This window comes from Parafrankia elaeagni (assembly GCF_000374165.1).
In the GTDB taxonomy this organism is placed as follows: Bacteria; Actinomycetota; Actinomycetes; order Frankiales; family Frankiaceae; genus Parafrankia; species Parafrankia elaeagni.
In genome coordinates, this window is sequence record NZ_KB893705.1 from 72,992 (window position 1) to 96,746 (window position 23,755).

At 71.7% G+C, this 23,755-nt stretch carries 18 protein-coding genes; 11 read left to right on the plus strand and 7 right to left on the minus strand.

The window, feature by feature from the left end; all coding sequences use genetic code 11:
- Position 1: 1 nt before the first annotated feature.
- Positions 2–1,291 carry a hypothetical protein gene (locus B207_RS39555; RefSeq protein ID WP_026310746.1) on the plus strand — a complete coding sequence of 430 codons (1,290 nt, stop codon included), beginning with the start codon at positions 2–4 and terminating at the stop codon, positions 1,289–1,291.
- Positions 1,292–1,325: 34 nt separating this feature from the next.
- Here the strand turns inward: B207_RS39555 and B207_RS0106405 are convergent, their stop codons facing one another.
- The gene (locus B207_RS0106405) at positions 1,326–2,168 is read right to left on the minus strand and encodes a PAC2 family protein (protein ID WP_018635697.1); all 843 of its coding nucleotides are present in this window, start codon (positions 2,166–2,168) and stop codon (positions 1,326–1,328) included.
- A gap of 404 nt (positions 2,169–2,572) precedes the next feature.
- Here B207_RS0106405 and B207_RS0106410 point away from each other — a divergent pair, with 404 nt between their 5' ends.
- Positions 2,573–3,295, plus strand: a complete 723-nt coding sequence (locus B207_RS0106410; RefSeq protein ID WP_018635698.1) for an HAD family hydrolase — start codon at positions 2,573–2,575, stop codon at positions 3,293–3,295.
- Positions 3,296–3,325: 30 nt separating this feature from the next.
- Here B207_RS0106410 and B207_RS0106415 read toward each other — a convergent pair whose 3' ends face one another.
- The 3 genes from B207_RS0106415 to B207_RS0106425 form a co-directional block, all read right to left on the minus strand.
- Positions 3,326–5,854: an ABC transporter permease gene (locus B207_RS0106415; RefSeq protein ID WP_018635699.1), complete on the minus strand. Its 2,529-nt coding sequence runs from the start codon at positions 5,852–5,854 to the stop codon at positions 3,326–3,328.
- Positions 5,855–5,857: 3 nt separating this feature from the next.
- Positions 5,858–7,036, minus strand: a complete 1,179-nt coding sequence (locus B207_RS32850) for an ABC transporter ATP-binding protein (protein WP_018635700.1) — start codon at positions 7,034–7,036, stop codon at positions 5,858–5,860.
- 350 nt (positions 7,037–7,386) lie between these two features.
- Positions 7,387–8,499 carry a RecB family exonuclease gene (locus tag B207_RS0106425; protein WP_230204872.1) on the minus strand — a complete coding sequence of 371 codons (1,113 nt, stop codon included), beginning with the start codon at positions 8,497–8,499 and terminating at the stop codon, positions 7,387–7,389.
- Positions 8,500–8,609: 110 nt separating this feature from the next.
- Here B207_RS0106425 and B207_RS0106435 point away from each other — a divergent pair, with 110 nt between their 5' ends.
- Together B207_RS0106435 and B207_RS32855 are read left to right on the plus strand one after the other, a co-directional pair.
- Entirely contained in the window at positions 8,610–9,815 is a 1,206-nt protein-coding gene (locus B207_RS0106435; RefSeq protein ID WP_018635703.1) for a site-2 protease family protein, read from the plus strand.
- Between the two features lie 384 nt (positions 9,816–10,199).
- A complete protein-coding gene (locus B207_RS32855; protein ID WP_407671375.1) occupies positions 10,200–11,243 on the plus strand; it encodes a tRNA (adenine-N1)-methyltransferase in 1,044 nt (347 codons plus the stop codon).
- 151 nt (positions 11,244–11,394) lie between these two features.
- Here B207_RS32855 and B207_RS41125 read toward each other — a convergent pair whose 3' ends face one another.
- On the minus strand, positions 11,395–11,718 hold the full coding sequence (locus B207_RS41125) for a ferredoxin (RefSeq protein ID WP_026310747.1): 324 nt from the start codon (positions 11,716–11,718) through the stop codon (positions 11,395–11,397).
- Between the two features lie 120 nt (positions 11,719–11,838).
- Here B207_RS41125 and arc point away from each other — a divergent pair, with 120 nt between their 5' ends.
- The 5 genes from arc (at position 11,839) to prcA (ending at position 17,979) form a co-directional block, all read left to right on the plus strand.
- A complete protein-coding gene (gene arc, locus B207_RS0106450; RefSeq protein WP_026310748.1) occupies positions 11,839–13,644 on the plus strand; it encodes a proteasome ATPase in 1,806 nt (601 codons plus the stop codon).
- 470 nt (positions 13,645–14,114) lie between these two features.
- Positions 14,115–15,632: a depupylase/deamidase Dop gene (gene dop / locus B207_RS0106455; RefSeq protein WP_407671374.1), complete on the plus strand. Its 1,518-nt coding sequence runs from the start codon at positions 14,115–14,117 to the stop codon at positions 15,630–15,632.
- Between the two features lie 219 nt (positions 15,633–15,851).
- Positions 15,852–16,070 carry a ubiquitin-like protein Pup gene (locus tag B207_RS0106460; protein ID WP_018635708.1) on the plus strand — a complete coding sequence of 73 codons (219 nt, stop codon included), beginning with the start codon at positions 15,852–15,854 and terminating at the stop codon, positions 16,068–16,070.
- A gap of 357 nt (positions 16,071–16,427) precedes the next feature.
- Entirely contained in the window at positions 16,428–17,249 is an 822-nt protein-coding gene (prcB, locus tag B207_RS0106465) for a proteasome subunit beta (protein ID WP_026310750.1), read from the plus strand.
- Between the two features lies 1 nt (position 17,250).
- Positions 17,251–17,979: a proteasome subunit alpha gene (prcA, locus tag B207_RS0106470; RefSeq protein WP_018635710.1), complete on the plus strand. Its 729-nt coding sequence runs from the start codon at positions 17,251–17,253 to the stop codon at positions 17,977–17,979.
- A 111-nt stretch (positions 17,980–18,090) separates the two neighbouring features.
- Here prcA and rsgA read toward each other — a convergent pair whose 3' ends face one another.
- On the minus strand, positions 18,091–19,167 hold the full coding sequence (rsgA, locus tag B207_RS32860; RefSeq protein ID WP_018635711.1) for a ribosome small subunit-dependent GTPase A: 1,077 nt from the start codon (positions 19,165–19,167) through the stop codon (positions 18,091–18,093).
- A 668-nt stretch (positions 19,168–19,835) separates the two neighbouring features.
- The gene (locus B207_RS0106480) at positions 19,836–20,591 is read right to left on the minus strand and encodes a dienelactone hydrolase family protein (protein ID WP_018635712.1); all 756 of its coding nucleotides are present in this window, start codon (positions 20,589–20,591) and stop codon (positions 19,836–19,838) included.
- A gap of 567 nt (positions 20,592–21,158) precedes the next feature.
- Between B207_RS0106480 and B207_RS0106490 the strand changes: the two genes are divergently transcribed.
- A complete protein-coding gene (locus tag B207_RS0106490; RefSeq protein WP_018635714.1) occupies positions 21,159–22,250 on the plus strand; it encodes a hypothetical protein in 1,092 nt (363 codons plus the stop codon).
- Between the two features lie 10 nt (positions 22,251–22,260).
- Positions 22,261–23,619, plus strand: coding sequence for a Pup--protein ligase (gene pafA / locus B207_RS0106495; protein WP_018635715.1), 1,359 nt, complete (start codon positions 22,261–22,263; stop codon positions 23,617–23,619).
- Positions 23,620–23,755 lie beyond the last annotated feature (136 nt).

Here is a 23,755-nt window from a genome sequence, read left to right on the forward strand (position 1 = left end):
GATGGGGGCGCACCACCGCCGGGACGAGCCCGGCGCCGCCATGGAACGGCCGGCCTTCGACCAGGTTGCCCAGGGGTACGACCCCCGCCAGGTCGATGACTACCTGGGCGTCCTGTGGCGGTACGCAAGCGAGGTGACGTCCCGGATGGCGGCGGCGGAGTCCGCGCTGCGTCACGAGCGTGACCGCCGTGAGGCGGAGACACGGCTCGCCGGGGGAGCGTCTACCCAGGCCGGTGGGCGGATCGGGCTCATGCTGGAGATCGCCCAGCGCGAAGCCGACGACATCATCGCCGGCGCGCGGCGGATCGCGCAGTCAGCGCTGGAGGAGGCGGTGGCCGAGGCCGGCGCCAACCACCCGATCGTGCGTGAGGCCCGGGAGCAGGCGGAGAAGCTGCTCCTCGACGCGGTCGAGGAGAGCCGCCGGCTCGCCCTGGCCCGGCACGAGGACGTCGAGACGGAGATCGCCCGCGGGACGCACTCGCTGGAGGCGTTGCGCCGCCAGCAGGGTGAGATCGTCGGAGCCGTCCTGCGGCTGCGCCGGCTCCTCGGCGAGGACGAGATCGACCGCGCTGTGACCGACCTCGTCCGAGCCGGGCTGACACCCGCCGGACTCGATGACGCCGGCCCCCCGGGCACCTCAGGCGGCATCCCCACCGCGGCACCTGGCACTGGTACTCCTGGCACTGGTACTCCTGGCACTGGTACTCCTGGCACCGGTACTCCCGGCGCTGGTGTGCCAGACGCCGGTGTGTCAGGTGCCGGTGCGCCCCACGCTGGCACGCCGCGCACCGGAGTGTCGGGGCTGGGCCCTCAGGGCGCCGGTCCGCAGCATTCCGGTCCGCAGCCTTCGGGCCGACAGCAGTCCGGTCCGCAGCCTTCGGGCCGACAGCAGTCCGGTCCGCCGAGTTCCGGTCCGCCGAACGTCGGTCCGCAGGGTTCCGGTGCGCCTTCGGCTGGCTACAGTGCGGCCGGCCGGGCGGACGCGGCAGGCAACGGCTGGCGGGCTGACGGATTCGCGGCCAGCGGCGTGCGGGCCGCTGCCGCGGGCGCGGCCGGCACCGCGGCTGACACGAACCGGCGCGGACCGGGCCGGCACCGCCAGCAGCGCGACGTCCCCGACGCCGAGCCGTACCCGGCGGCGGAGCCCTACCCGGCGGCGGAGGCGGCCGACGGGTACGTGCCCGCGGCCAGCGCCCCCGCGGGGGCCGTGCACGTGCCGCGCATGACCGCCACGGGCTACCGCTCGCCCCGCGAGGACGACATCCTCGACGCGGAGATCGTGGAGGACTGACGTCCGGCGTGGTGACCGCCGCCCGCCGCGGCGGTCACTCGCCGCGGCGGCGCAGGTAGCGTTCGAACTCCCGGGCGATGGCGTCGCCGCTGGCCTCCGGCAGTGCCGTCTCCGGCTCGCGGGACTCCAGCGAGCGGACGTACTCGGCGACCTCGGTGTCGCCGGCGGCGAGCTCGTCGACCTGCCGCTCCCAGGCCTTCGCCTTGTCCGGCAGCTCACCCAGCGGGATCTCCATGTCGAGAAGGTCCTCGACCCGGCGCAGCAGTGCGAGGGTTGCTTTCGGGCACGGCGGGTTCGCCACATAATGCGGTACCGCCGCCCAGAACGACACCGAGGCCAGCTCCGCGCGGGAGCAGGCGTCCGCGAACACGCCGACGATGCCGGTCGGCCCCTCGTAGCGGGACGCCTCCAGCCCCAGCCGGGCAGCGGTGGCCGGGTCCCCGGCGGTGCCGCTGATCGGCACGGGTCTCGTGTGCGGCGAGTCGGCGAGCAACGCGCCAAGCGTGATGACCATGTCACTGCCCAGCGCGTGCACAGCCTCGATGAGCTCGTCGGTGAAGCCGCGCCAACGCATGTTCGGCTCCAGACCGCGGACGAGCACCAGGTCGGAGTCCGACTTCGCCGGCCGGGCGACCGACAGGCGCGTCGTCGGCCAGGCGATCTTGCGTGAGGCGCCGTCGGTCCCGCTGACCGTCGGGCGGTTGACCTGGAAGTCGTAGTAGTCGTCGGGGTCGATCGCACCGATCACCCGAGCGCCGAAGACGTTCTCCAGGTGCTCCACGGCAGCCGACGATGCGTCGGCGGCGTCGTTCCACCCCTCGAAGGCGGCCACGACGACCGGCGACCGTAGCTGGCCGACGCCGGAGAACTCGATCACCTACCACCTCCTGCCGCCTCGTGGCGGCCCCCAGCCCCCATGTCAGGGCAACGGTACGTCCTCGCCGAATGCGAGAACGTCTGCCGTCCAGTCTGCCGCGTGATCGCAACCTCCGCCTCAAGGGCAGGAACAACCCTGGCCCCGTGACCTGTCTACCGGGCCTGGTCGCTCCGTGACGTCGGTGTCCCGTCGGAGAGGTTATGCCGGGCAGGACCCCCACGGGTGATGTCGGGTATGTGTAGCCGGCCATCGGCCCCCCGGGCGGCCCGGCCCGGACGGCGTCCTGCGTACCGCCGGCAGCGCCGGCAGTACTGCCCGGTACCCTGCCAGAGTGCGCCCGATCCGGCCCCGGCGCCGGTCACGCACCTGCGGCCGGCCGGCTCCCTCCGGAGGAGGACATCGGCGTGAGTGACCTGCCGGCGGCGGTCCTGTTCGACATGGACGGGCTGCTCGTCGACACCGAACCGCTGTGGACGATCGCGGAGCACGAGGCCGCCGCCCGGCTGGGCCGGGAGTTCACCCCGGCGATGAAGGAAGCCATGATCGGGCACGGTATCGACACCGCTGTCCCGATCATGGTGGCCATGCTGGGCTGTCCCGCGTCGGAGGAGCCCGCCGTCGCGGACTTCCTGATCCGCCGCTCCTCGGAGCTGTTCCGGGAGCCGGGGGCGATCGTGCCGCAGCCCGGCGCGGCCGAGCTGCTGGCCGTGGTCGCCGCCGCCGGAGTGCCGACCGCGCTGGTCTCGTCGTCCTACCGGGCGCTCGTCGACCCCGTCGTCGCCGTGCTCGGCGCCCGGCACTTCACCGTGACGGTCGCCGGTGACGAGGTGGCACGCCGCAAGCCCTACCCGGACCCGTACCTGGCGGCGGCCCGCCTGCTCGGCGTCGACCCGGCGGCCTGCGTCGTGCTCGAGGACAGCCTCACGGGGGCGGCCGCCGGCATGGCGGCCGGCTGTGTGACGGTCCTGGTGCCGTCGATGCCGCTGCCGGCGGGGGGCGGGAGCACCGCCGCCGGCGGGCCGGTGAGCCACGGGAGGGTGGCCAGCCTGCACGACGTCGACCTGGAGACTCTCGCGGCGCTGATCCAGCACCGCGGCGCCACGCCGCCGGGTGGAGCGTCCGAGTAGGCCCGCCGGTCAGCGAGCAGGTCCGCCCGGTCAGGTGGTGGCGATCGCGCGCAGGATGTCCATCCGCGCGGCGCGGCGGGCTGGGAAGACCGCGGCGAGTACCCCCAGCACCGCGCCGACGATCATCACGGCGACGATGGTGCGGACGGGATAGGCGAAGGTCGTCACGCCCTGGCTCTCGAGCGCCCCGGTGAGCGCCCAGCCGAAGAAGCTGCCGACCAGCACGCCCATCACCGCGCCGAAGATCGCGATGATGACGGACTCGACGATGACCATCAGCCGCATCTGCGGCCGGGTCATCCCGATCGCCCGCAGCATCCCGATCTCCCGGGTCCGCTCGATCACCGAGAGGGCCAGGGTGTTCACGATGCCGAACAGGGCGATCACCACCGCCAGTGCCAGCAGGACGTAGACGAACCCGAGGAACTGGTCGACCTGCTTCTCCTGCTCGGCGACGAACTCGGTCTGGTCGAGCACCTGGATGTTGCCGAACGGCTCCGTCACCTTGTCGATCTCCGCGCGCACCGCGGCCGGGTCGGCACCCTCTGCCATCGTGACCATCACGAACAGGTCGAGGTTGTTGCTGGAGTGCTTCTGGTACTCGCTGGTGGCGATGATCGCGGGCCCGGCGATCGGGCTCTCCTCGTAGGTGCCGACGAGCGTCAGGTCCTTCGGCCCGTCCGCGAACGTCACCGGCACCGGCGCACCGACCTGCAGGCCCTGCTCCTCGGCGGTCGTCTCGTCGATCAGGACCGAACCCTCGCCCAGCGCACGGATGTCACCGGCGACCTGCCTGACGGCCAGCGCCTGGAGGAGGCCGGCCGGATCGCCCGCCAGGACGGAGCTGTCCTCCGCCCCGATCTTGATCGGGCTGCTGCGCACCCCGGTGGAGGTGGCCACGCCGGGAGCCCCCTTCAGGCCCGCGGCGACCTCCGGGCTGAAGCTGGCGAAGCTCGCCTGGCTCACGTAGAAGTCGGCGCCAAGGCTGCTCGACACCGTCTCGCGCACGGACTGCTTGATCGACTGCCCGAGCACGGCGAACGCGCTCACCAGGGCAAGGCCGATCATCAGCGCCGAGGCGGTGGACGCGGTCCGCCGCGGGTTGCGGATGGCGTTCTCCTGCCCGAGCCGGCCGGTGGTCCCGAACACGGCGCGCAGCGGGACGCCGACCAGCCGGCTGACCGGCGGGGCGAAGAGCGGTGACAGGGTGGCGATGCCGAGGAAGACGAAGGCCGCCCCGGCGCCGACCGCGCTGGCGTTCGGTGTCTCCCCCCGGGCGAGACCGCCCACCACGAGGAGCGCGCCGAGCGCTGTCAGCACGCCGCCACCGATCGCCCGGGTACGCAGCGAGCGGCTGGGCAACACGTAGGTCTCCCGCATCGCGGCCACCGGCGGCACCGAGGCTGCCTTGCGGGCGGGGATGAACGCGGCCAGGCCGGTGACGAGCAGACCGATCGCGTAGGCGATGATGATCGTCCGGGCCTGGAACACCAGGCTGCCGGAGGGCAGTGCGACTCCGAAGGCCCCCACAGCCGCGCGCAGCCCCACCGCCAGGAGCGCTCCGAGCAGCAGCCCGAGGGTGGCGCCGACGAAGCCGACGATCATTGCCTCAAGCTGGACGGAGAGCTGCACCTGGAACCGGCTGGCGCCGATCGCGCGCAGCAGCGCCAGCTCGCGGACGCGCTGCGCGACCAGCATCGTGAACGTGTTGAAGATGATGAACGCGCCGACGAACATCGCGATGCCGGCGAAGACCAGCAGGAAGGTGGAGAAGCCCCCCACCGCGTCCTGCACCACGCTGGCGCTCTCCTCGGAGAGCTCCACACCGGTGATCGCCTCGACGTCGGCCGGGAGGACTGCCGCCACCCGGTTCCGCAGTTCCTCCTGGGTCAGTGATCCGGCGGCCGCGAGGCTGATCGAGCTGAACTGGTCGGGGGCGCCCATCAGCCGCTGGGCCGTCGGAGTGTCGAACAGGGTGACGACGGCGCCGCCCATGGTGTCCTGGCCGCCGATCCGGAAGGTACCGACGAGGGTGAACTCCTCGGGCTCGGCGGCTGTCTGGACGGACAGCCGCTGCCCGAGCGTCAGGTGGTGCCTGTCGGCGGTCGCCTTGTCGACGGCGATCTCCTGACCGGTCGGCGCCCGGCCCTGCGCGATCTCCTCGGAGCTGGTCGGGGAGTCGCCGGTCCAGTTCGTCCCGATGCTTGGCGGGCCGCCGCCGCCCAGTGCCTCGTCCGACGCCGGGTCGATGAGGTCGGCCTGGCCACGGACCACACCAGTCGCCGCCGCGACACCGTCCACACCGGTCAGGGTCGGGATCAGCGAGGCCGGGACGGGCAGCCGATCCGCCTGGCCACCGGTACCGACGGCGTTGACCTTCCGCACCGAGACGCTGACGTTCTTGTTGATGTCCGCGAAGAGGGTGTCGAAGGTGCGGTTGAGCGTGTCGGTGAGTACCAGGGTGCCCGTGACGAAACTGACACCGACCACGACCGCCAGGGCCGACAGCATGAGCCGGATCTTGCGGGCCAGCAGGCTCCGCAGAGTGGCGCGCAGCATCCGTCAGGCCCACTCGCCCCGATGGAGGTGGCCGGTCTCGCCGCCGTGGCCGGGTGCCTGGCCGCCGCGGCGACCGGAACCCTGCCCGTGGTCGCGGTAGGCATGGGCCTGCGGGACGTCCTGCGGATGGCTCCCGGCCGGGTAGCCGCCGGTGGCGTAGCCCTCGTGCTCGCCGTACTCGGGGGCATAGCCCGCGGGCGCGTACCCGCCCGTGCCGGCGGGGTACCCTCCGTGGTCGGCGTACTCCTCCTCGCCTCCGTAACCCTCTCGGCCGGTGTAGCCCGGGGCCTGGGCGTCGCGCGGGTTTCTGGGCCGGGGGGACACCGGCTCGTAGTCGTCGTCCTCGTAGTCGTCCTCGGTGTCGTGCTGGTCGTGCCCGGCGTCGGCCTCCCCGCGGGCCAGCGCGTCGAGGTTCTTCATCCGGTCGAGCACCGCGTCCGGGGTCGGGTCGGCCATCGCGTCCACGAGGCGGCCGTCCGCCAGGAAGATCACCTCGTCGGAGTACGACGCGGCTGTCGGGTCATGGGTGACCATCACGATGGTCTGGCCCAGTTCCCGCACCGAGTCGCGCAGGAACGACAGCACCTCCGCGCCCGAACGGGAGTCGAGGTTCCCGGTCGGTTCGTCGGCGAAGATGATCTCTGGTCGGGTGACCAGCGCGCGGGCGCAGGCGACCCGCTGCTGCTGGCCTCCGGAGAGCTCGGGCGGCCGGTGCGCCAGCCGCTTCTCCAGCCCCACGGCGTCGACGACCATCCGCATCCACTTCTTGTCCGGCCGGCGGCCCGCGATGTCGAGCGGCAGCGTGATGTTCTCCGCCGCGGTGAGTGTGGGCAGCAGGTTGAACTGCTGGAAGATGAAGCCGATCCGGTCCCGGCGCAGCTGCGTGAGCTGCCGGTCGCCCAGCCGGGAGAGGTCGACGTCACCGATGAAGACCCGGCCGGTGGTCACCGGGTCCAGCCCGGCGAGGCAGTGCATGAGTGTCGACTTTCCCGAGCCGGACGGGCCCATGATCGCCGTGAACCGGCCGTAGGGGAAGGTCAGGTCGATGCCGCGCAGTGCTGTGACCGCGGTGGCGCCCGACCCGTAGACCTTGGTCAGCCTGGATGCGCGTGCGGCGGACCCACGCCTGCGGGCGGCACCGCCACGGGGCTCGTGGCGGTCCGATGCGGGGCGTCGGGCCATGTCGTTCCTCCCAGTCGCGAACAATGTCACCAGCCGGCGGGTGTGTCCCACGGAGTCCGGGGCCGGAGGTTCCGAAGGGACAACGCGGAGGACACGATCAACATCCTTCCGCCCGACATGTTCGCTGCCGACGGTAACCGGCGGCACCGGACGGGGCGCCGCCGGATCTTCCGGCCGCGTGTCCAGCTGTCCGCGTTGCGCGGGGCGCCTGGCCGGACCACTGTCCCAAAGTGCTTGTTGGCCCCCGAACGGGTGCCCTCGTCCCACGGCCCGGGGTTTCCGCCGGCACCCGTGCGGCGTCCTGGTGGCCGGGCCCGGGCACCAGGACGGGTGTCGCGGCCCGGCGCCGGCTATCCGTCCGCCTCGCAGACGGCCGGGGCCGTGTCGTCCACCGGCACCTCGGCCCGGGCCTCCGGCAGCGGCGGGGGCGTTCCACCGAAGGCCGGGCAGCGTGACTTGTGGTCGCACCAGTCGCACAGCCGGCTGGGCCTCGCCCGCCAGTCACCGGTCCGGTGCGCGCGGGCGATGGCGGCCCACAGCGCCTCGATGCGGCGCTCGGTCGCCCGCAGCTCGGCCTCCTCGGGCGCGGCCCGCAGCCAGGTGCGGTCGCCCAGGTAGTACAGCCGCAGCTCCCGCGGCACGACGCCGCGGGTACGCCACAGGACAAGGGCGTAGAACCGCATCTGGAACATCGCCGCGCCCTCGAAGGCCGGGCCGGGCGACCGCCCCGTCTTGTAGTCGATGACCCGTAGCGCCGTGCCCTGCGGCGTCTCGGCCTCGTCGAGACGGTCGACGTAGCCGCGCAGCCGCAGGCCGGATTCCAGGACGTGCTCGACGTACAGCTCCCGGGCGGCGGGAGCGAGGCGCCGCGGGTCCTCGAGCGAGAAGTAGCCGGTGAGCAGGTCGCGGGCGCTCTCCAGCCAGGCACTGCGTGCCCCGTCGTCGTCGAACAGGCCCCCGAGCGCCGGATCGCGGGTCAGCAGGTCCGCCCAGACGGGCTCCACCAGGTCGGCCGCGGCCGGCTGCGTGCGCTCCGTGGCCGGGAGGTCGAACAGCCGGTCCAACACGGCGTGCACCACCGTTCCGCGGGTCGCGGCCTCGCTCGGTGGCTCGGGCAGCCGGTCGACGACCCGGAAGCGGTAGCGCAACGGGCAGGTGACGAAGTCGGCCGCCCGGGACGGGGACAGCGAGGCCACGACCTGCGTGCCCTGGGGCTGCGCCACCACCGGCCCCTCATGCCAGCCGCGCCCACCGCTGACCGGCCCGGAGTGCCCCTCACCGGCCGGCGGGGGCACCGCCCGCGACTCGGGCGTCGTGCCCGGCGGCGGCGTCTTCCCTGCCGGCGTCTTCCCCGCCGGCGTCGTGCTGGCCGGTGTCGTGCTGGCCGGGCCCGTGTCCGCCGGGTCCGTGCCGCCCGGGCCCGCGGGAGGCGGGGAGGCGGCGGTGGCTGGCAGCGTGCTCATGGCCCAGACCCTAGAACCCGCCACCGACAGGACGGCGATGCCGGGTAATCCCGGGCAGTGGCACCATCCGCGACAGACACAGCGCCGGATGGTCCGTAGCATCTACACCTATGAAGGATCAGCCCGGTCCGGGGTACCCCGCGGCGGCGGGCGGGACGGAGCCGCCTGAGCGGCGTCCGGCCGAGCGCCCGCAGGGGATGCGGGTCGGGAACGTGCACGGTGTTCCGATCTTCGTCTCGCCGCTGGCCTTCGTCTTCGCCGCGCTGATCACCTCGCTGCTCGTCAGCGCGATCGGCGACCGGCTGCGCGCGGCGACGAGCACCCCCGTCACCGACGGGCACGTGCTCGCGCTGGCCCTGCTGGTGTCGGCGGGGTTCCTCCTGTCACTGCTCGCGCACGAGATCGGGCATGCGCTGACCGCCCAGTACTTCGGGCTGCGGGTCCGGTCGGTGACGCTGCACGGCTTCGCGGGTTTCACCGAGTTCGAGCCCGAACCGGCCACCCCCGCCCGCGAGTTCCTGATCGCCTTTGCCGGCCCGGCCGTCAACGGCGTCCTCGCCGGTGCCTGCTACCTGGGGCTGCTGGCCGTACCCGAGCACGGCAGCGTCGGCACGGTGCTGTTCTACCTGGGCTTCACCAACCTGGTGCTGTTCGTGTTCAACCTGGCCCCGGGCCTGCCGCTCGACGGCGGGCGGCTGGTGGTCGCCGCGGTGTGGGCGCTCGGGCGCGACCGGCTGCGTGGTCTGCGGGCCGGTGCCTACGGCGGCTTCGTCGTCGCCGGCGGGCTGGTGGTGTGGGGCTCGATGCCGGGCTCGGGTGGTTTCGGGGTCCTGTACACCTACGTCCTTGCCGGGTTCCTGGCCTTCGGCGCCTACCAGTCGCTGCGGCTCGCGAAGGTCCGGGAGCGGCTGCCCGGGCTGTCCGCGGGCCGACTGGCCCGCCGCACTCTGCCGGTCGAGGGCGCCGTGCCACTCGGCGAGGCGCTGCGCCGGGCGCAGGAGGTCGGAGCGACGGCGGTGGCGGTGATCGACCGCGGCGGCACACCCGTCAAGATCATGAACGGCCTGTCGGTGGATGCCATGCCGCCGCACCGCCGGCCGTGGACGACCGTGGACGAGGTCAGCCGCACGATCAGCCCGGGAATGACCCTGCAGGCCGAGCTGGAGGGGGAGGATCTGCTCGCCGCCGTCCAGCGGGTACCCGCCCCGGAGTACCTCGTCGTCCAGCATGGGCGTCCCGTCGGCGTGCTCGCGATGGTTGATCTCGTGGCGAGGATCGACCCCGCGGCCGCGGCCCGTATGGTCTCATCTCGGTGACGTTGCCCCGCGGCTGAGGCCGCTTCGGCCCGCCCGGCGAACCGACGACCCGTCCGAGAGCGGCCCGGCGGCCGTCCGTGGGGGCCCGTCCCTGCCGGGGCCCCGTCGCTCCTGGCGACCACTGCACCCGAGGAACAGGGCGCGCACCGGCCCGCGGACGAGGTCACGGCAGCGCGCCGAGAGGACATCGCGATCATTACTGACCCGACCAGGCCGTCGACGGCCACGCTCGGCGCCCGTGCCGACCTGGCCCTGAGCGAGCACGCCGCGAGTGACCCTCTGGCGCTGCAGGCGCCCCCCGAGGCTGCCACGCGGCCCGGCCCGGACGCTGTGGCCTCTGAGCCCGTCGAGCCCGTCGAGCCCGTCGAGGCCGTCGAGGCGGCGCTGCCAGCGGAGTCGACGGCGGATGCCGAGCCGGTGGGGGCGGTGCCGACGGGCGCCGCTCTTCGCCGCGGAGCTTTCGCCGTCGGCGACCGGGTGCAGCTGACCGACCCCAAGGGGCGCCGCCACACGCTCGTGCTGGAGCCCGGCCGACAGTTCCACACGCACCGCGGCGCCGTCCTGCACGACGATCTGCTGGGCCGCCCCGAAGGGATCGTCGTCCACAGCACCGGCGGCACCGACTACCTGGCGCTGCGGCCGTTGCTGTCCGACTTCGTCCTGTCGATGCCGCGTGGCGCCACTGTGGTCTATCCGAAGGACGCCGCGCAGATCGTCATGTACGCGGACGTCTTCCCCGGCGCGCGGGTGCTCGAGGCGGGTGCCGGATCGGGTGCGCTGTCATGCGCACTGCTGCGCGCCGTCGGTGACGGCGGTGCGCTGGTCTCCTACGAACGCCGGCCCGACTTCGCCGAGGTGGCCCGCCGCAACATCGAGACGTTCTTCGGCGGTCCGCACCCGGCACACACCCTCCACGTCGGTGACCTGGCCGACTCCTCCGAACGGGGCATGGACCGGGTGATTCTCGACATGCTCGCCCCCTGGGACGTCCTCGTCGTGGCCGCCGCGGCGCTCGTCCCCGGTGGGGTGCTGTGCGCCTACGTCGCGACGACCACCCAGCTCTCCCGCACGGTCGAGGCGCTGCGGGAGCACGGAGCCTTCGCCGAGCCGGCGGCGTGGGAGACGATGATGCGGGACTGGCACGTGGAAGGACTGGCGGTGCGTCCCGGCCATCGGATGGTCGGCCACACCGGCTTCCTGGTGACGGCCCGCCGCCTCGCCGACGGGGTGACCGCACCGCCGCGGCGCCGCCGGCCGGCCAAGGGCTCCTACCCGGACGCCGTCAGCGAGCAGCCCGGTGCCGCCCAGCCCGGTGCCGCCCAGTCCGGCTCCGGGCCGGAGGACACCGGGCGGGGGAGCCGGGTCGAGGGATCCGGCCAGGAGGACCACCCGAAGGAGTCCGGGGAGCCGACCGGCACCTCCGTCTAGCGCTGCCAGGTGTCTAGCGCTGCCCAGGCCTGGGCCCCCGGCCGGGCGCGTTCGCGTCGCGGGGTGCGGCCGGCGGCCGGCGGGTGTTTGCCTGGCGTGGTGGGTGGACAGGTCTGCCGGGTGACCGTGCTCGTCCCGCGCGTGGGGGCTGCTACTCCTGCGGGCCGCCCGCCTCCAGGGTGCCGTCCGCGTGCTCGATGTAGATGCAGGTGCCGGGGCACTGCTCGGCGGCGTCGCGGACCTCCGTCAGCAGGGGGAGGGGCACCGGCACGTGGGTTCCGGGATCGGTCTGGAGCTCTCCGCCGGTGTCCTTCACGTACGCGAGCCCGTCGATGTCGAACTCGAACACGGAAGGTGCATACTGTACGCACAATCCGTCACCAGTGCAGGAGTCTTGATCGATGCGGACCCGGAGACCAGGCGAATCGCCCGGCTTCATTGGTGTTGCCACAGGGCTCCGATCTTCTGTCACCATGGCACCGTAACCCGCTGTTTACGGTAAAGCCGGGTCGTCCTCGCGCGACTGGCCTGCCAGCGGCTCTGACAAAGGTAGTGTTGGGTGCGTCCCGGTCGGCACGGGGGAGGTGGAGGCGCGGTGTCCGGTCCCCGTTCGGGCTCTGGCTCCGGTGGGAGCACGGGTCGTCCTGACGACGCCGATTCTCATCGGTCGGCGTCCGAGAAGGAAGTACACGAACTCACGACTCAGGTCACCTTCCTGGAGGAAGAAGTGGCCATGCTGCGGCGGAGACTGTCTGAATCGCCCCGACAGGCGCGTGTCCTGGAGGAGCGGCTGGCGCAGATCCAGGCGGAGCTACAGGCTGCCAACGGTCAGAATGACAGGCTCGTCGCCACCCTTCGGGAGGCACGTGACCAGATCATCTCGCTGAAGGAGGAGGTCGACCGGCTCGCGCAACCGCCGAGCGGGTACGGCGTCTTCCTCCATGGGTACGACGACGGCACGGTCGACGTGTTCACGCAGGGCAGAAAGCTCCGTGTGACGGTGTCGCCGAACGTCGAGGCCAAGCTCCTGCAGCCCGGTCAGGAGGTCATGCTCAACGAGGCGCTCAACGTCGTGGAAGTCCGCGCGTTCGAGCGGCAGGGCGAGATCGTCCTGCTCAAGGAGGTCCTCGAGAGCGGTGACCGGGCGCTGGTGATCGGTCATACCGACGAGGAACGGGTCGTCATGCTGGCCCAGCCACTCCTCGACGGGCCGATCCGAGCCGGTGACTCGCTCCTGATCGAGACGCGGTCGGGCTTCGCCTTCGAGCGGATCCCGAAGTCCGAGGTCGAGGAGCTGGTCCTGGAGGAGGTGCCCGACATCGGGTACGAGCAGATCGGTGGGCTCAAGGGTCAGATCGAGTCGATCCGCGACGCCGTCGAGCTGCCGTTCCTGTACAAGGAGCTGTTCCTCGAGCATCAGCTCAAGCCCCCGAAGGGTGTGCTGCTCTACGGCCCGCCCGGCTGTGGCAAGACGCTGATCGCCAAGGCGGTGGCGAACTCTCTGGCCAAGAAGGTCGAGGCACAGACAGGCCAGGGCTCCGGCCGGGCCTTCTTCCTCAACATCAAGGGCCCGGAGCTGCTCAACAAGTACGTCGGCGAGACCGAGCGGCAGATTCGGCTGGTGTTCCAACGGGCGCGCGAGAAGGCGTCCGAGGGGATGCCGGTGATCGTGTTCTTCGACGAGATGGACTCGATCTTCCGGACCCGTGGCTCGGGTGTCTCCTCGGACGTGGAGAACACGATCGTTCCGCAGCTGCTCAGCGAGATCGACGGCGTCGAGCAGCTTGAGAACGTGATCGTGATCGGCGCGTCCAACCGGGAGGACATGATCGACCCGGCGATTCTGCGGCCGGGCCGGCTGGACGTGAAGATCAAGGTGGAGCGTCCGGACGCCGAGGCGGCCAAGGACATCTTCGCCAAGTACGTCCTGCCTGCACTGCCGCTGCATGCCGACGATCTTGCCGAGCACGGCGGCAACCGGGAGGCGACCTGCCAGGGCATGATCCAGCGGGTCGTCGAGCGGATGTACGCCGAGAGCGACGAGAACCGGTTCCTCGAGGTCACCTACGCCAACGGTGACAAGGAGGTCCTGTACTTCAAGGACTTCAACTCCGGAGCCATGATCGAGAACATCGTCGCCCGGGCGAAGAAGATGGCGGTCAAGGATCTCATCGAGAGCGGCGTCCGGGGTCTGCGCATGCAGCATCTCCTGTCGGCGTGCCTGGATGAGTTCAAGGAGAACGAGGACCTGCCGAACACGACGAACCCGGACGACTGGGCCCGGATCTCGGGCAAGAAGGGCGAGCGGATCGTCTACATCCGCACGCTGGTCACCGGGACGAAGGGTACGGAAGCCGGCCGTTCGATCGACACGATCGCGAACACCGGCCAGTACCTGTAGGCGGTACGAGGCCACTGTCGGCCTCGTCCGGCGGACCCACGCGGCGGCCGCCTCGCACCTGCGAGGCGGCCGCCGCGCCATTTCCGCGCACTGTCGGGCTGCCGCGCGGAGCCGGGCAGCCGGCCGGCGGCTGTTCCGACCAGGGCGACCTGATCGCCCAGAGTCGGCGGGCGGCGCCGGTCCGATCCCGGGGGCCGTCCATCGAGGCCTGGCGGGATCGTTCGACGCGCCCGCCCGAAGCGACATCCAAGATAGTCAACGCTGTTGACGCAAGTTCACCAGGGAAACGATCATGGAATGGCCGGATCCGGCCATCTGGTCACCCGGCGCACGGAAACGCTGAGAACGAGGCGGTACAGGGCTCGGGCGACCCGCGCGGCCCCGTCCGGGAGCTTCCCGGCAACAGGGTCGGAGGGAGCAAGGACGGCGTCCGGCCGACCCTGTGGCTCGCCAGCACCTACGCTTGCAGTGTGAGCGTGCGCCGGATCATGGGGTCTGAGACCGAGTACGGCGTGTCCGTGCCTGGTCAGCCCAATACAAACCAGATGCTGGCTTCGTCTTTGGTGGTGAACTCATACGCCAACCGGGCGGCGACCGGGGGAAGTCGAGCCAGATGGGACTTCGAGGAGGAGTCCCCACTGCGCGACGCCCGCGGCTTCGAGCTGCCCAGGGAACCCGCGGTCGATCCGAGCGCGCCGGCGAACGAGGACGACCTGGGGCTGGCCAACGTCATCCTGACGAACGGCGCACGCCTCTATGTCGACCACGCGCACCCGGAGTTCTCGACTCCGGAGGTGACGAACCCGCGTGACATCGTCCTCTGGGACAAGGCGGGGGAGCGGGTGATGGCCGAGGCGGCCCGCCGGGCGCTCGCCGTTCCGGGGACGATGCCCGTCCACCTCTACAAGAACAACACCGACAACAAGGGTGTCTCCTACGGGTGTCATGAGAACTACCTCATGAACCGGTCGACGCCGTTCGGTGAGATCGTGCGGCACCTGACGCCGTTCTTCGTGTCCCGCCAGGTGATCTGTGGCGCGGGGCGGGTCGGCATCGGCCAGGACGGGCGGGAGTCCGGCTTCCAGATCAGCCAGCGCTCCGACTTCTTCGAGGTCGAGGTGGGCCTCGAGACCACTCTCAAGCGCCCCATCATCAACACGCGGGACGAGCCCCACGCCGACCCGGAGAAGTACCGTCGCCTGCATGTGATCATCGGTGACGCGAACATGAGCGAGATCGCCACCTATCTCAAGGTGGGCACGACCGCGCTGGTGCTCGCGATGATCGAGGAGGGTTGGCTGGAGGTCGACCTGTCGGTGGACGCGCCGGTGGCGACGCTGCGGGCGATCTCCCACGACCCGTCTCTGCGCCGCCTGCTGACGTTGCGGGACGGCCGGAAGATGACGGCCGTCCAGCTGCAGATGGAGTATTTCGAGCAGGCCCGCAAGTTCGTGGAGGACCGGCTCGGCACGGATGTCGATCCGCAGACGGCCGATGTTCTCTCCCGGTGGGAATCGGTGCTCGGGCGGCTCGAGGTCGACCCGATGTCCTGTTCGCGCGAGCTCGACTGGGTGGCGAAGCTGTCGATCCTGGAGGGCTACCGCTCCCGGGACTCGCTCGCCTGGGACTCGCCCCGGCTGCAGCTTGTCGATCTGCAGTACCACGACGTGCGGCCGGAGAAGGGCCTCTACAACCGCCTGGTGGAGCGTGGTCGCTTCGACCGGCTGCTGGACGAGGACGACGTCGTCCGGGCGATGACGGAGCCCCCCGAGGACACCAGGGCCTACTTCCGTGGGCGCTGTCTGGCGCTTTACCCGCAGCAGGTCGCGGCGGCGTCGTGGGATTCGGTCATCTTCGACATCGGCCGGGACTCGCTGCAACGGGTGCCGACCCTGGAGCCGCTGCGCGGCACCAGGGCCCACGTGGGTGAGCTGCTGGCCCGATGCCGGACCGCCTCTGATCTGGTGGACGCCCTGTCGGGAAACTGACATCGACAGTTCCTCGGTGTGGCATTCCCGGAGTTCGCTCGGGAGTGGCGGTTCGTCCGGGGATGGCGGACGGTGCCACCACGGACCTGCGTGTTTTGCGCCCTCGGCGGACGCCGCGACGTGGTCCCTGGTTCGTGATGGAGTGGAGCACGCACCGGTCCACCGGAAGTAGTCGGCGGAGCGGGATAGTGTCGCCCCAGGCGATCGAAGGAGGCTCCCATGGCCCAGAGGGACACCGGAGGCGGGCAGCAGCGCACCGGCCGCCGCGACGACGAGACGAGCGAGGCCGAGGTCGAGGAATCGACCTCCTCGGATCTGAAGGAAAGGCACGAGAAGCTCTCGGAGGATGTCGACTCCCTGCTCGACGAAATCGACGACGTTCTCGAGGAGAACGCCGAGGAGTTCGTGAAGGGATACGTCCAGAAGGGCGGCCAGTAGGCTCTGGCGTCCTCCGTGGCCTGAGTCGGGCGGCACCCCGCCTGGCCGGGCCGGCTGTGGCGGGCATGTGGGGCGTCTGCGGGCCAGTGCGGGTGGCACCCGCTCGGGTGATCCGGGCGGTGGGTGCCAGCGAGGCTGACCTGCGTGCCCCGGCTGCCGGCCGTCCTGGCCGGTGCTGCAAGGGGGCAGCCCTGGGTCTCGCTGTGGCCCCGCGCCGGACGGGGCGGGGCCACAGCCACACCAGCGACCCGGCGCGTGGCATCACGTGGCATGTTGTGCGTCACCCGCAGCATGGGCTTGGGCCTTCAGGGCCATCCCGCGCTGCCAGTCGATGATCGAGTATCTGAAGGGGGATGCGTGCCTGATCCAACGGGAGTCGGGCGTCTTCCGGCTGTGTTCATGACACCGGGAACGTCGTCGTTCGCCGATTTCCTGTCCGTGGCGGCGCCGGATCTGCTTCCGGGCGCTCGGGGCTCGTTGCCCGCTCCGGTGACCGACGCTGCTCACGGCACCACCATCGTTGCCGTGGCCTTCCCCGGTGGCGTGATCATGGCCGGCGACCGCCGTGCCACGCAGGGCCACATGATCGCCCAGCGGGACGTCGAGAAGGTCCACCACGCGGACGAGTTCTCCTGCGTGGGCTACGCCGGCACGGCCGGGGTGGGCGCCGAACTGATCCGCCTGTTCCAGGTGGAGCTGGAGCACTACGAGAAGATCGAGGGCTCGACCCTGAGCCTGGACGCGAAGGCCAACCGGCTCGCGTTCATGGTCAAGGGGAACCTGCCGATGGCCATGCAGGGTCTGGCCGTCATTCCGCTGTTCGCCGGGTTCGACACCGAGACCGGCCAGGGGCGGATCTTCTCCTACGACATCGCCGCCGCGAAGTCCGAGGAGCGCACCTACGAGTCGATCGGGTCGGGCTCGGTCTTCGCCCGCGGCTCGCTCAAGAAGCGCTTCCGGCCGGACCACACCGCGGATGACGCGGTGCGGATCAGTATCGAGGCGCTCTACGACGCCGCCGACGACGACTCGGCGACCGGTGGCCCCGACCTCATCCGCAAGCTGTATCCGATCGTCGCCTCGGTGACCGCGGACGGATACCGTCGCCTCACCGATGACGAGGTCGCGCCGGTGGTCGAGTCGATCATCGCCGACCGCGCCCAGAACTCAGGAGGCTGACGTGACCATGCCGTTCGGCTACGCAAGCCCCGAACAGCAGGTCCGGGACAAGTCCGAGTACGCGCGCAAGGGCATCGCGCGCGGTCGGAGCGTGGTCGTCCTCACCTACGTCGACGGCATCCTGTTCGTCGCCGAGAACCCGTCGACGACCCTGCACAAGATCAGTGAGATGTACGACCGCGTCGGGTTCGCCGCGGTCGGCAAGTACAACGAGTTCGAGAACCTCCGTACCGCCGGGATCCGGATCATGGATACTCGCGGCTACATGTACGACCGGAGGGACGTCACGAGCCGTGCGCTGGCCAACGCCTACGCGCAGACGCTCGGTGCGATCTTCACCGAGAGCATCAAGCCGTACGAGGTCGAGATCGTCGTGGCCGAGGTCGGCGACACCGTGGCCGAGGACCAGATCTACCGGCTGACCTACGACGGCTCGATCGCCGACGAGCGCGGCTTCATCGCCATCGGCGGGCAGTCCGAGCAGGTGATGACCTCCCTGCGGGAGCACCACGTGGAGGGCCAGCAGCTGTCGGCCGCGCTGCGGGTGGCGGTCGACGCGCTGACCGCCGGGGTGCCCCCCGGCTCGTCGCAGAACGGGGAGCGCACCCTCACCGCGGCGAACCTCGAGGTCGCCATGCTGGACCGCACGCGGACCCGGCGGATGTTCAAGCGGATCGTCGGCAGTCAGCTGGACGGCCTGCTCACGGAGACGGCGCCCGCCGCCTCCTGACCCTGGCAGGTGGTGGCCGGGGCCGTTCTGTGGCCTCTCCGCCTGGCTGCTGGGCCTGCTGCTCGCAGGCCTGCCGGCCAGGCGGAGGGCGCTACGGGTGCCTACCGGCGCCTACCGGTGCCGGCCGTGCCGCTCCCGGTCGGCATACAGCTGTCGCTGCTCCTTGTGGATGCGCTTCCATCGCGCCCGCTGGCCGGCGGCCAGCCGGGCGTCCTCCCTGGTCTGCATCCAGTGGCTCTCCCGCTGCAGCTTCCGGTAACTTGCCAGCCGCCGTTCGGGCAGCGTGCCGTTCTCGACCGCGGCCAGTACGGCGCACCCGGGTTCGGTGCGATGCTCGCAGTCGGTGAACCGGCAGGTCGCCGCGAGGTCGACGATCTCGGTGAACGCCGTGTCCACCCCGTCACCGGACCCCCACAGCCCGATGCCGCGGACGCCGGGCGTGTCGATCAGCACACCCCCGGACGGCAGCGGGATGAGTTCCCGCCGGACGGTGGTGTGCCTGCCCTTCCCGTCGCTGCCGCGAACGGCCCCGACCGCGAGCCGGTCGGCTCCGGCCAGGGTGTTGGCGAGGGTGGACTTGCCCACCCCGGACGGCCCGACGAGTACGGCGGTCCGTCCGCCCGGTGACGGGCCGGCCAGCTCGTCACACAGCTCGTCCAGGCCGCGGCCGTCCTGGGTACTGACGGTGCGGACGCCGACGCCCGGGGCGAGCGCCGCCAGCGCGGTGTGCCAGAACGGATCCGGCCCGGCGGTGGGGTGTCCCGCTGGTGCGAGGTCGGCCTTGGTCAGGACGATCAGCGGGCTGGCTCCGCTCTCCCACGCCAGCGCGATCAGCCGTTCCAGGCGGGCCGGCCGTAGCGGTTCGGTGAGTGCGGCAACGACCAGCACGAGGTCGACGTTCGCGGCGAGGACCTGCCCCGTGGAGCGGCGTGACGCGGTGGATCGGACGAGTGCACTGCGTCGGGGGAGCACCTCCATGACCATCGGCTCGGCCGGGCGGGTGACGGCGTCGGGCGCCGCCGCGCCCGGGGCTGGGGCCGTTTCCAGGAGGGTGGCCGAACCCACGGCGACCCAGTCGCCGGTGCAGGGGGAGCTGACCGGGTCGGCCGGGATCGCCCGATCGATCTCGGCGAAGCGCGGGCCGTGCTCGGTGATCAGCTCGCAGCGGCCCCGGTCACGTCGGACCACCCGGGCCGGCGAGAGCCCGGCCTGGCGCCGCGGCGCGAAGGCGGCCTCGTCGGCAGTGGTCCAGCCGTGATGGCCGAGCGTCGCGGGTATCTCCGGCGCGCCTGGGCGGGCCGGTGCAGCGGACGGCGATGTCGTTGGGGGAGAAGACGGTTCTGGGCGGTGAGAAGACACTGGGAGACCCTCGGTTCGGGGCCTCCTGGGACCTCTCCACCCGTGGAGCCAGCGCCGCGGGGCCGTACCGGGATGGTGGCGGCGGGCGGGTGAAGGGGCGGTGAGGTCAGGCGGAGGCCCTGCTGGTGGGACGGAACGAGTCAGCGGGAACAGGCACAGTCCGCGTGGCCATGGCCACCTCTCCTGGTTGTCGTCTCAGACGTTGGTCGATGTTTCCGTCTGCCGCGGGGGCCGCCGCCGGAACCTGGTGGTCCGTGGGCGTGGGCTGATCCGGTGCGACGGGGCGGGACGCTACCGCCGCGCCCCGCCCCGGCCAACCGGTTTTCCGGGCCGGGCCGGGTCGGGCCGGGTCGGGCTCAGCCGGGTCGGGTCGGGCCCGCAGATCGGTCGCCGCCTGGTCGCGACGGCCGCTGGTGGGTCAGCCCCGGCACCGGTCGTTCAGCGTGCGTGCCGGTCGTTCAGCGTGCGTGCCGGTCGGCCAGCGGGTACGCCGCCGGTCAGGATGGGCGCAGGCGCTCGTCCAGGAAGGCCAGGGTGCGCTTCCAGGCGTCGTCGGCGGCTTCCTGGCGGTAGATGGCGGGCCGGTCGTGGCTGTGGAAGGCATGGCCGGCTCCGGGGTAGCTGATGAGCTCGGTCAGCTGGCCCGAACGGGCGGCGGCGGCCCGCAGACTGTCGATGTCCGCCAGCGAGATCATGGTGTCCTCCTCGCCGTACAGTCCGAGCCAGGGGCTCCGCAGCGAAGGCGCGACGTCGAGGAGCGGGGGCACCCCGGGCCAGGTCGCGGAGCTGACCGATCCGCCGTAGAACGACACTGCTGCGGCCAGCGGGTGGCGGGTGGCCGTGACCAGCGCGACCGTCCCGCCCATGCAGAAGCCGATGACGGCGGTCTGCCCCGGGCCGATGCCGGCGTCGGCCAGGTGGCCGAGGCTGTCGTCGACATCGGCGTGGATGCCCGGGCCGGTCAGGGTGCCCATCCGGGGGATGGCGCTGGCCCAGGAGTCGCTCGGGTCGACTTCGGCGATGCCGTCACGGTGGTACAGGTGCGGGGCGATCGCGAGGTAGCCCGCGTCGGCCAGGGCCTCACTGACGGAGAGCAGGTAGGGAGTGATCCCGCGGGCGTCCTGGACGACCACGACGCCGCCGCGGGGCGGGTCGTCGGCGGCGGGGGCGATCACCGTCGCCGGGGTGCGGTCCCTGGCCGACACCTCGGTGCGCAGGTGGCGGGAGTGCTTCTCGTTGGCCTCTGCTGTCATGACGGCCATCCTTCCCCCGCGCAGGGGAACGCATCACCATCCGGGCGAATGTTCGCGTGCCGACCTGTCACCGGGCTCTCCGGGCCGGTCCGGGCGATGCCCGGGCGTCGCCTTCCTGGCACGTCCGGGCCGCTTCAGCGGGACGGGTGGCCCGGTCCACCGTCCTGTTCACCCGGGTGCCGACGCCGTCGGGGGTGATGCGGGCGATAGGCGCGGACGGGTGGTCTCACCTGGACACGCCGCCGTCGGGTCCCCAGCCGGCGGTGGTGCCCCGACCTGCGCGACGCTGGGTGGCGGTCGCCATGTGTCTTCAGGTGGCGACACTCCGTGGCGACCGGGTGGGGATCGTGATCGGGGGCCAGTCGTAGGGGAGGGCCGATGATGCTGACGGCGGAGCGCGGGCGATGGCCACGCCGGCGAACGAATGGCGGCGGAGGCGGCGCGGGGAGAGACGGCTCCGGCGCCGTCGGGAGTGGGCCCTCCGCGGGCCCCCTGCCGGCCCCGGACGGGTCGTCGGGCCTGGGCGGGGGATCGGGGCCGGGCGCAGGATCGCGCATCCCGCGGCAGGTGATCGCGGCCCGTCAGGCGGGAGTCATCGCCGTCGGGATGGCGGTCCTGCTCGGGCTGGTCGTCTGCCTCTACGGCTCGACGGTCACCTCGGTGCGCCCCCGCGGGCTGCCGGTCGTCGTCGCCGGCCCCGCGGAGCCGGCCAAAGCCTTCGCCGCCGAGGTCGAGCGGATATCGCCCGGAGCGATGGACATCGGCGTCGTCGCGGACATCGCGGCGGCCGACCGTGCGCTGAAGGACCGCGAGGCCTACGCGGCCTTCGTCTTCACCGACGACGGTCTGTCCCTGCGGCTGGCCTCCGCGGCCAGCCCCGCCGTCGCCGAGGCGCTGGTCCGCGGGATGGCGATGACCTACCCCGACGTGCGCATCCCGGTCGTCGACGTCGTCCCCAACGTGGTGGCGGACCGCCAGGGCGGCGGGGTGTCGGCGGGTTACCTGCCGCTGGTGCTGATCGCCACGGCAGCCGGTGTGCTGCTGGCGCGCCGGGTGCGGTCGATCCAGGAACGCCTCGTCGGTCTGTTCTGCTTCATGGTCGCCGGCGGCGTCGCCGGCACGGTGGCGTTGAGCGGCGGGCTCGACGTGCTGCCCGACAACGCTCTGCGGTGCATGGTCGTGCTCGCGGTGGTGACCGCGGCGGTGACGGCGCCGGTCCTGGGGCTGGGCGCCGTGGCCGGTGCGCGCGGCCTGGTGGCCGCGGTCGCCGTCGCCGTGCTGGGTGCGGCGTTCTCCGGGGCGTCGTCCGCGCCGGAGATGCTGCCGACGCCGTGGGGCGGCCTCGGCCAGCTGCTGCCGCCCGGGGCGGGGGTGACCCTGACGCGGTCCACCCTGTACTTCGACGGGGCCGGTGGTGGCCGTGCTGCCGCGGTGCTGGCGATCTGGGCGGTCGCCGGGATCGCGTTGCTGATCACCGGTCGGGGTCGCAGCCGCCCGGTGGCCGTGGCCGTACCCGCTCAGCAGGCCGCGGCCGTGGGTGATTCCGGTGTCGCGGAGACGGGGGTGCCGCCCCATAGCGGGCGGATCGCACGCCCCCGAGAGGGTGGACTCGAGATCAGCCCTGGCGTCTCGCCACGCGAGGAGGGCTTCCGAGCATAGGGTCGGTCTCGTGGATCGCCGCATTTTCGGCCTGGAAAACGAGTACGGCGTCACCTGCGTGTTCCGGGGGCAGCGGCGGCTGTCACCGGACGAGGTGGCTCGGTACCTGTTTCGGCGTGTCGTGTCCTGGGGGCGTAGCAGCAACGTCTTCCTGAAGAACGGCGCGCGCCTCTACCTGGACGTCGGGAGCCATCCGGAGTACGCGACGCCGGAGTGCGATTCGGTTCCCGACCTGGTGACGCACGACAAGGCGGGCGAGCGCATCCTTGAGGGTCTGCTCGTCGAGGCCGAGCGCAGGCTTCGGGAAGAGGGCATCGCGGGCGACATCCACCTGTTCAAGAACAACACGGACTCGGCCGGGAACAGCTACGGCTGCCACGAGAACTACCTCGTGGGCCGGCACGGCGAGTTCAGCCGGCTGGCGGACGTGCTGGTGCCGTTCCTGGTCAGCCGCCAGATCCTGTGCGGCGCGGGGAAGGTGCTGCAGACCCCGCGCGGAGCGGTCTACTGCATCTCCCAGCGTGCCGAGCACATCTGGGAGTCGGTGTCGTCGGCGACGACCCGGTCGCGGCCGATCATCAACACGCGGGACGAGCCGCACGCCGACGCCGAGCGTTTCCGGCGTCTGCACGTCATCGTCGGTGACTCGAACATGAGCGAGACGACGATGCTGCTCAAGCTGGGCTCGACCGACCTCGTGCTGCGCATGATCGAAGCTGGTGTGGTGCTGCGGGACATGTCGCTGGAGAACCCGATCCGGGCCATCCGCGAGGTCTCCCACGACATGACCTGCCAGCGTCGCATCAAGCTCGCGAACGGCCGGGAGGTGAGCGCGCTGGACATCCAGCGCGAGTACTACACGAAGGCCGTCGAGTTCGTGGATCGGCGCGGCGGGGACGCGGTGGCGAAGCGGGTCCTCGACCTGTGGGGCCGCACACTGCTGGCGATCGAGACCGAGGATCTGGAACTGGTCGCGCGGGAGATCGACTGGGTCACCAAGTACGTGCTGATCGACCGGTTCCGGCATCGCCACGGGCTGTCGCTGGCGTCGCCGCGGGTGGCCGAGCTCGACCTGAAGTACCACGACATCCACCGCGACCGTGGCCTGTACTACCGGATGGAACGCGCCGGTCTGGTCGAGCGGGTGTCGCGCGACCTCGACATCTTCGAGGCCAAGTCACTGCCGCCGCAGACCACCCGGGCGCGGCTGCGTGGGGAGTTCATCAAGCGGGCGCAGGAGAAGCGGCGAGACTTCACCGTGGACTGGGTCCACCTGAAGCTCAACGACCAGGCGCAGCGCACCGTTCTGTGCAAGGACCCGTTCCGCTCGGTCGACGACCGTGTCGACAAGCTGATCGCGAGCATGTAGCGGCCCGTTCGCAGGAGCGCGGGACGGGACGCCCGTGTCCGGCGAACGGACGGTGCGTCATGTCGCCGGGGCGGTGTGGGGTGTCCGGGGCGGTGTGGGGTGTTCGGGGAGTGCGGCGGTGTCCCGGGCGATGCCC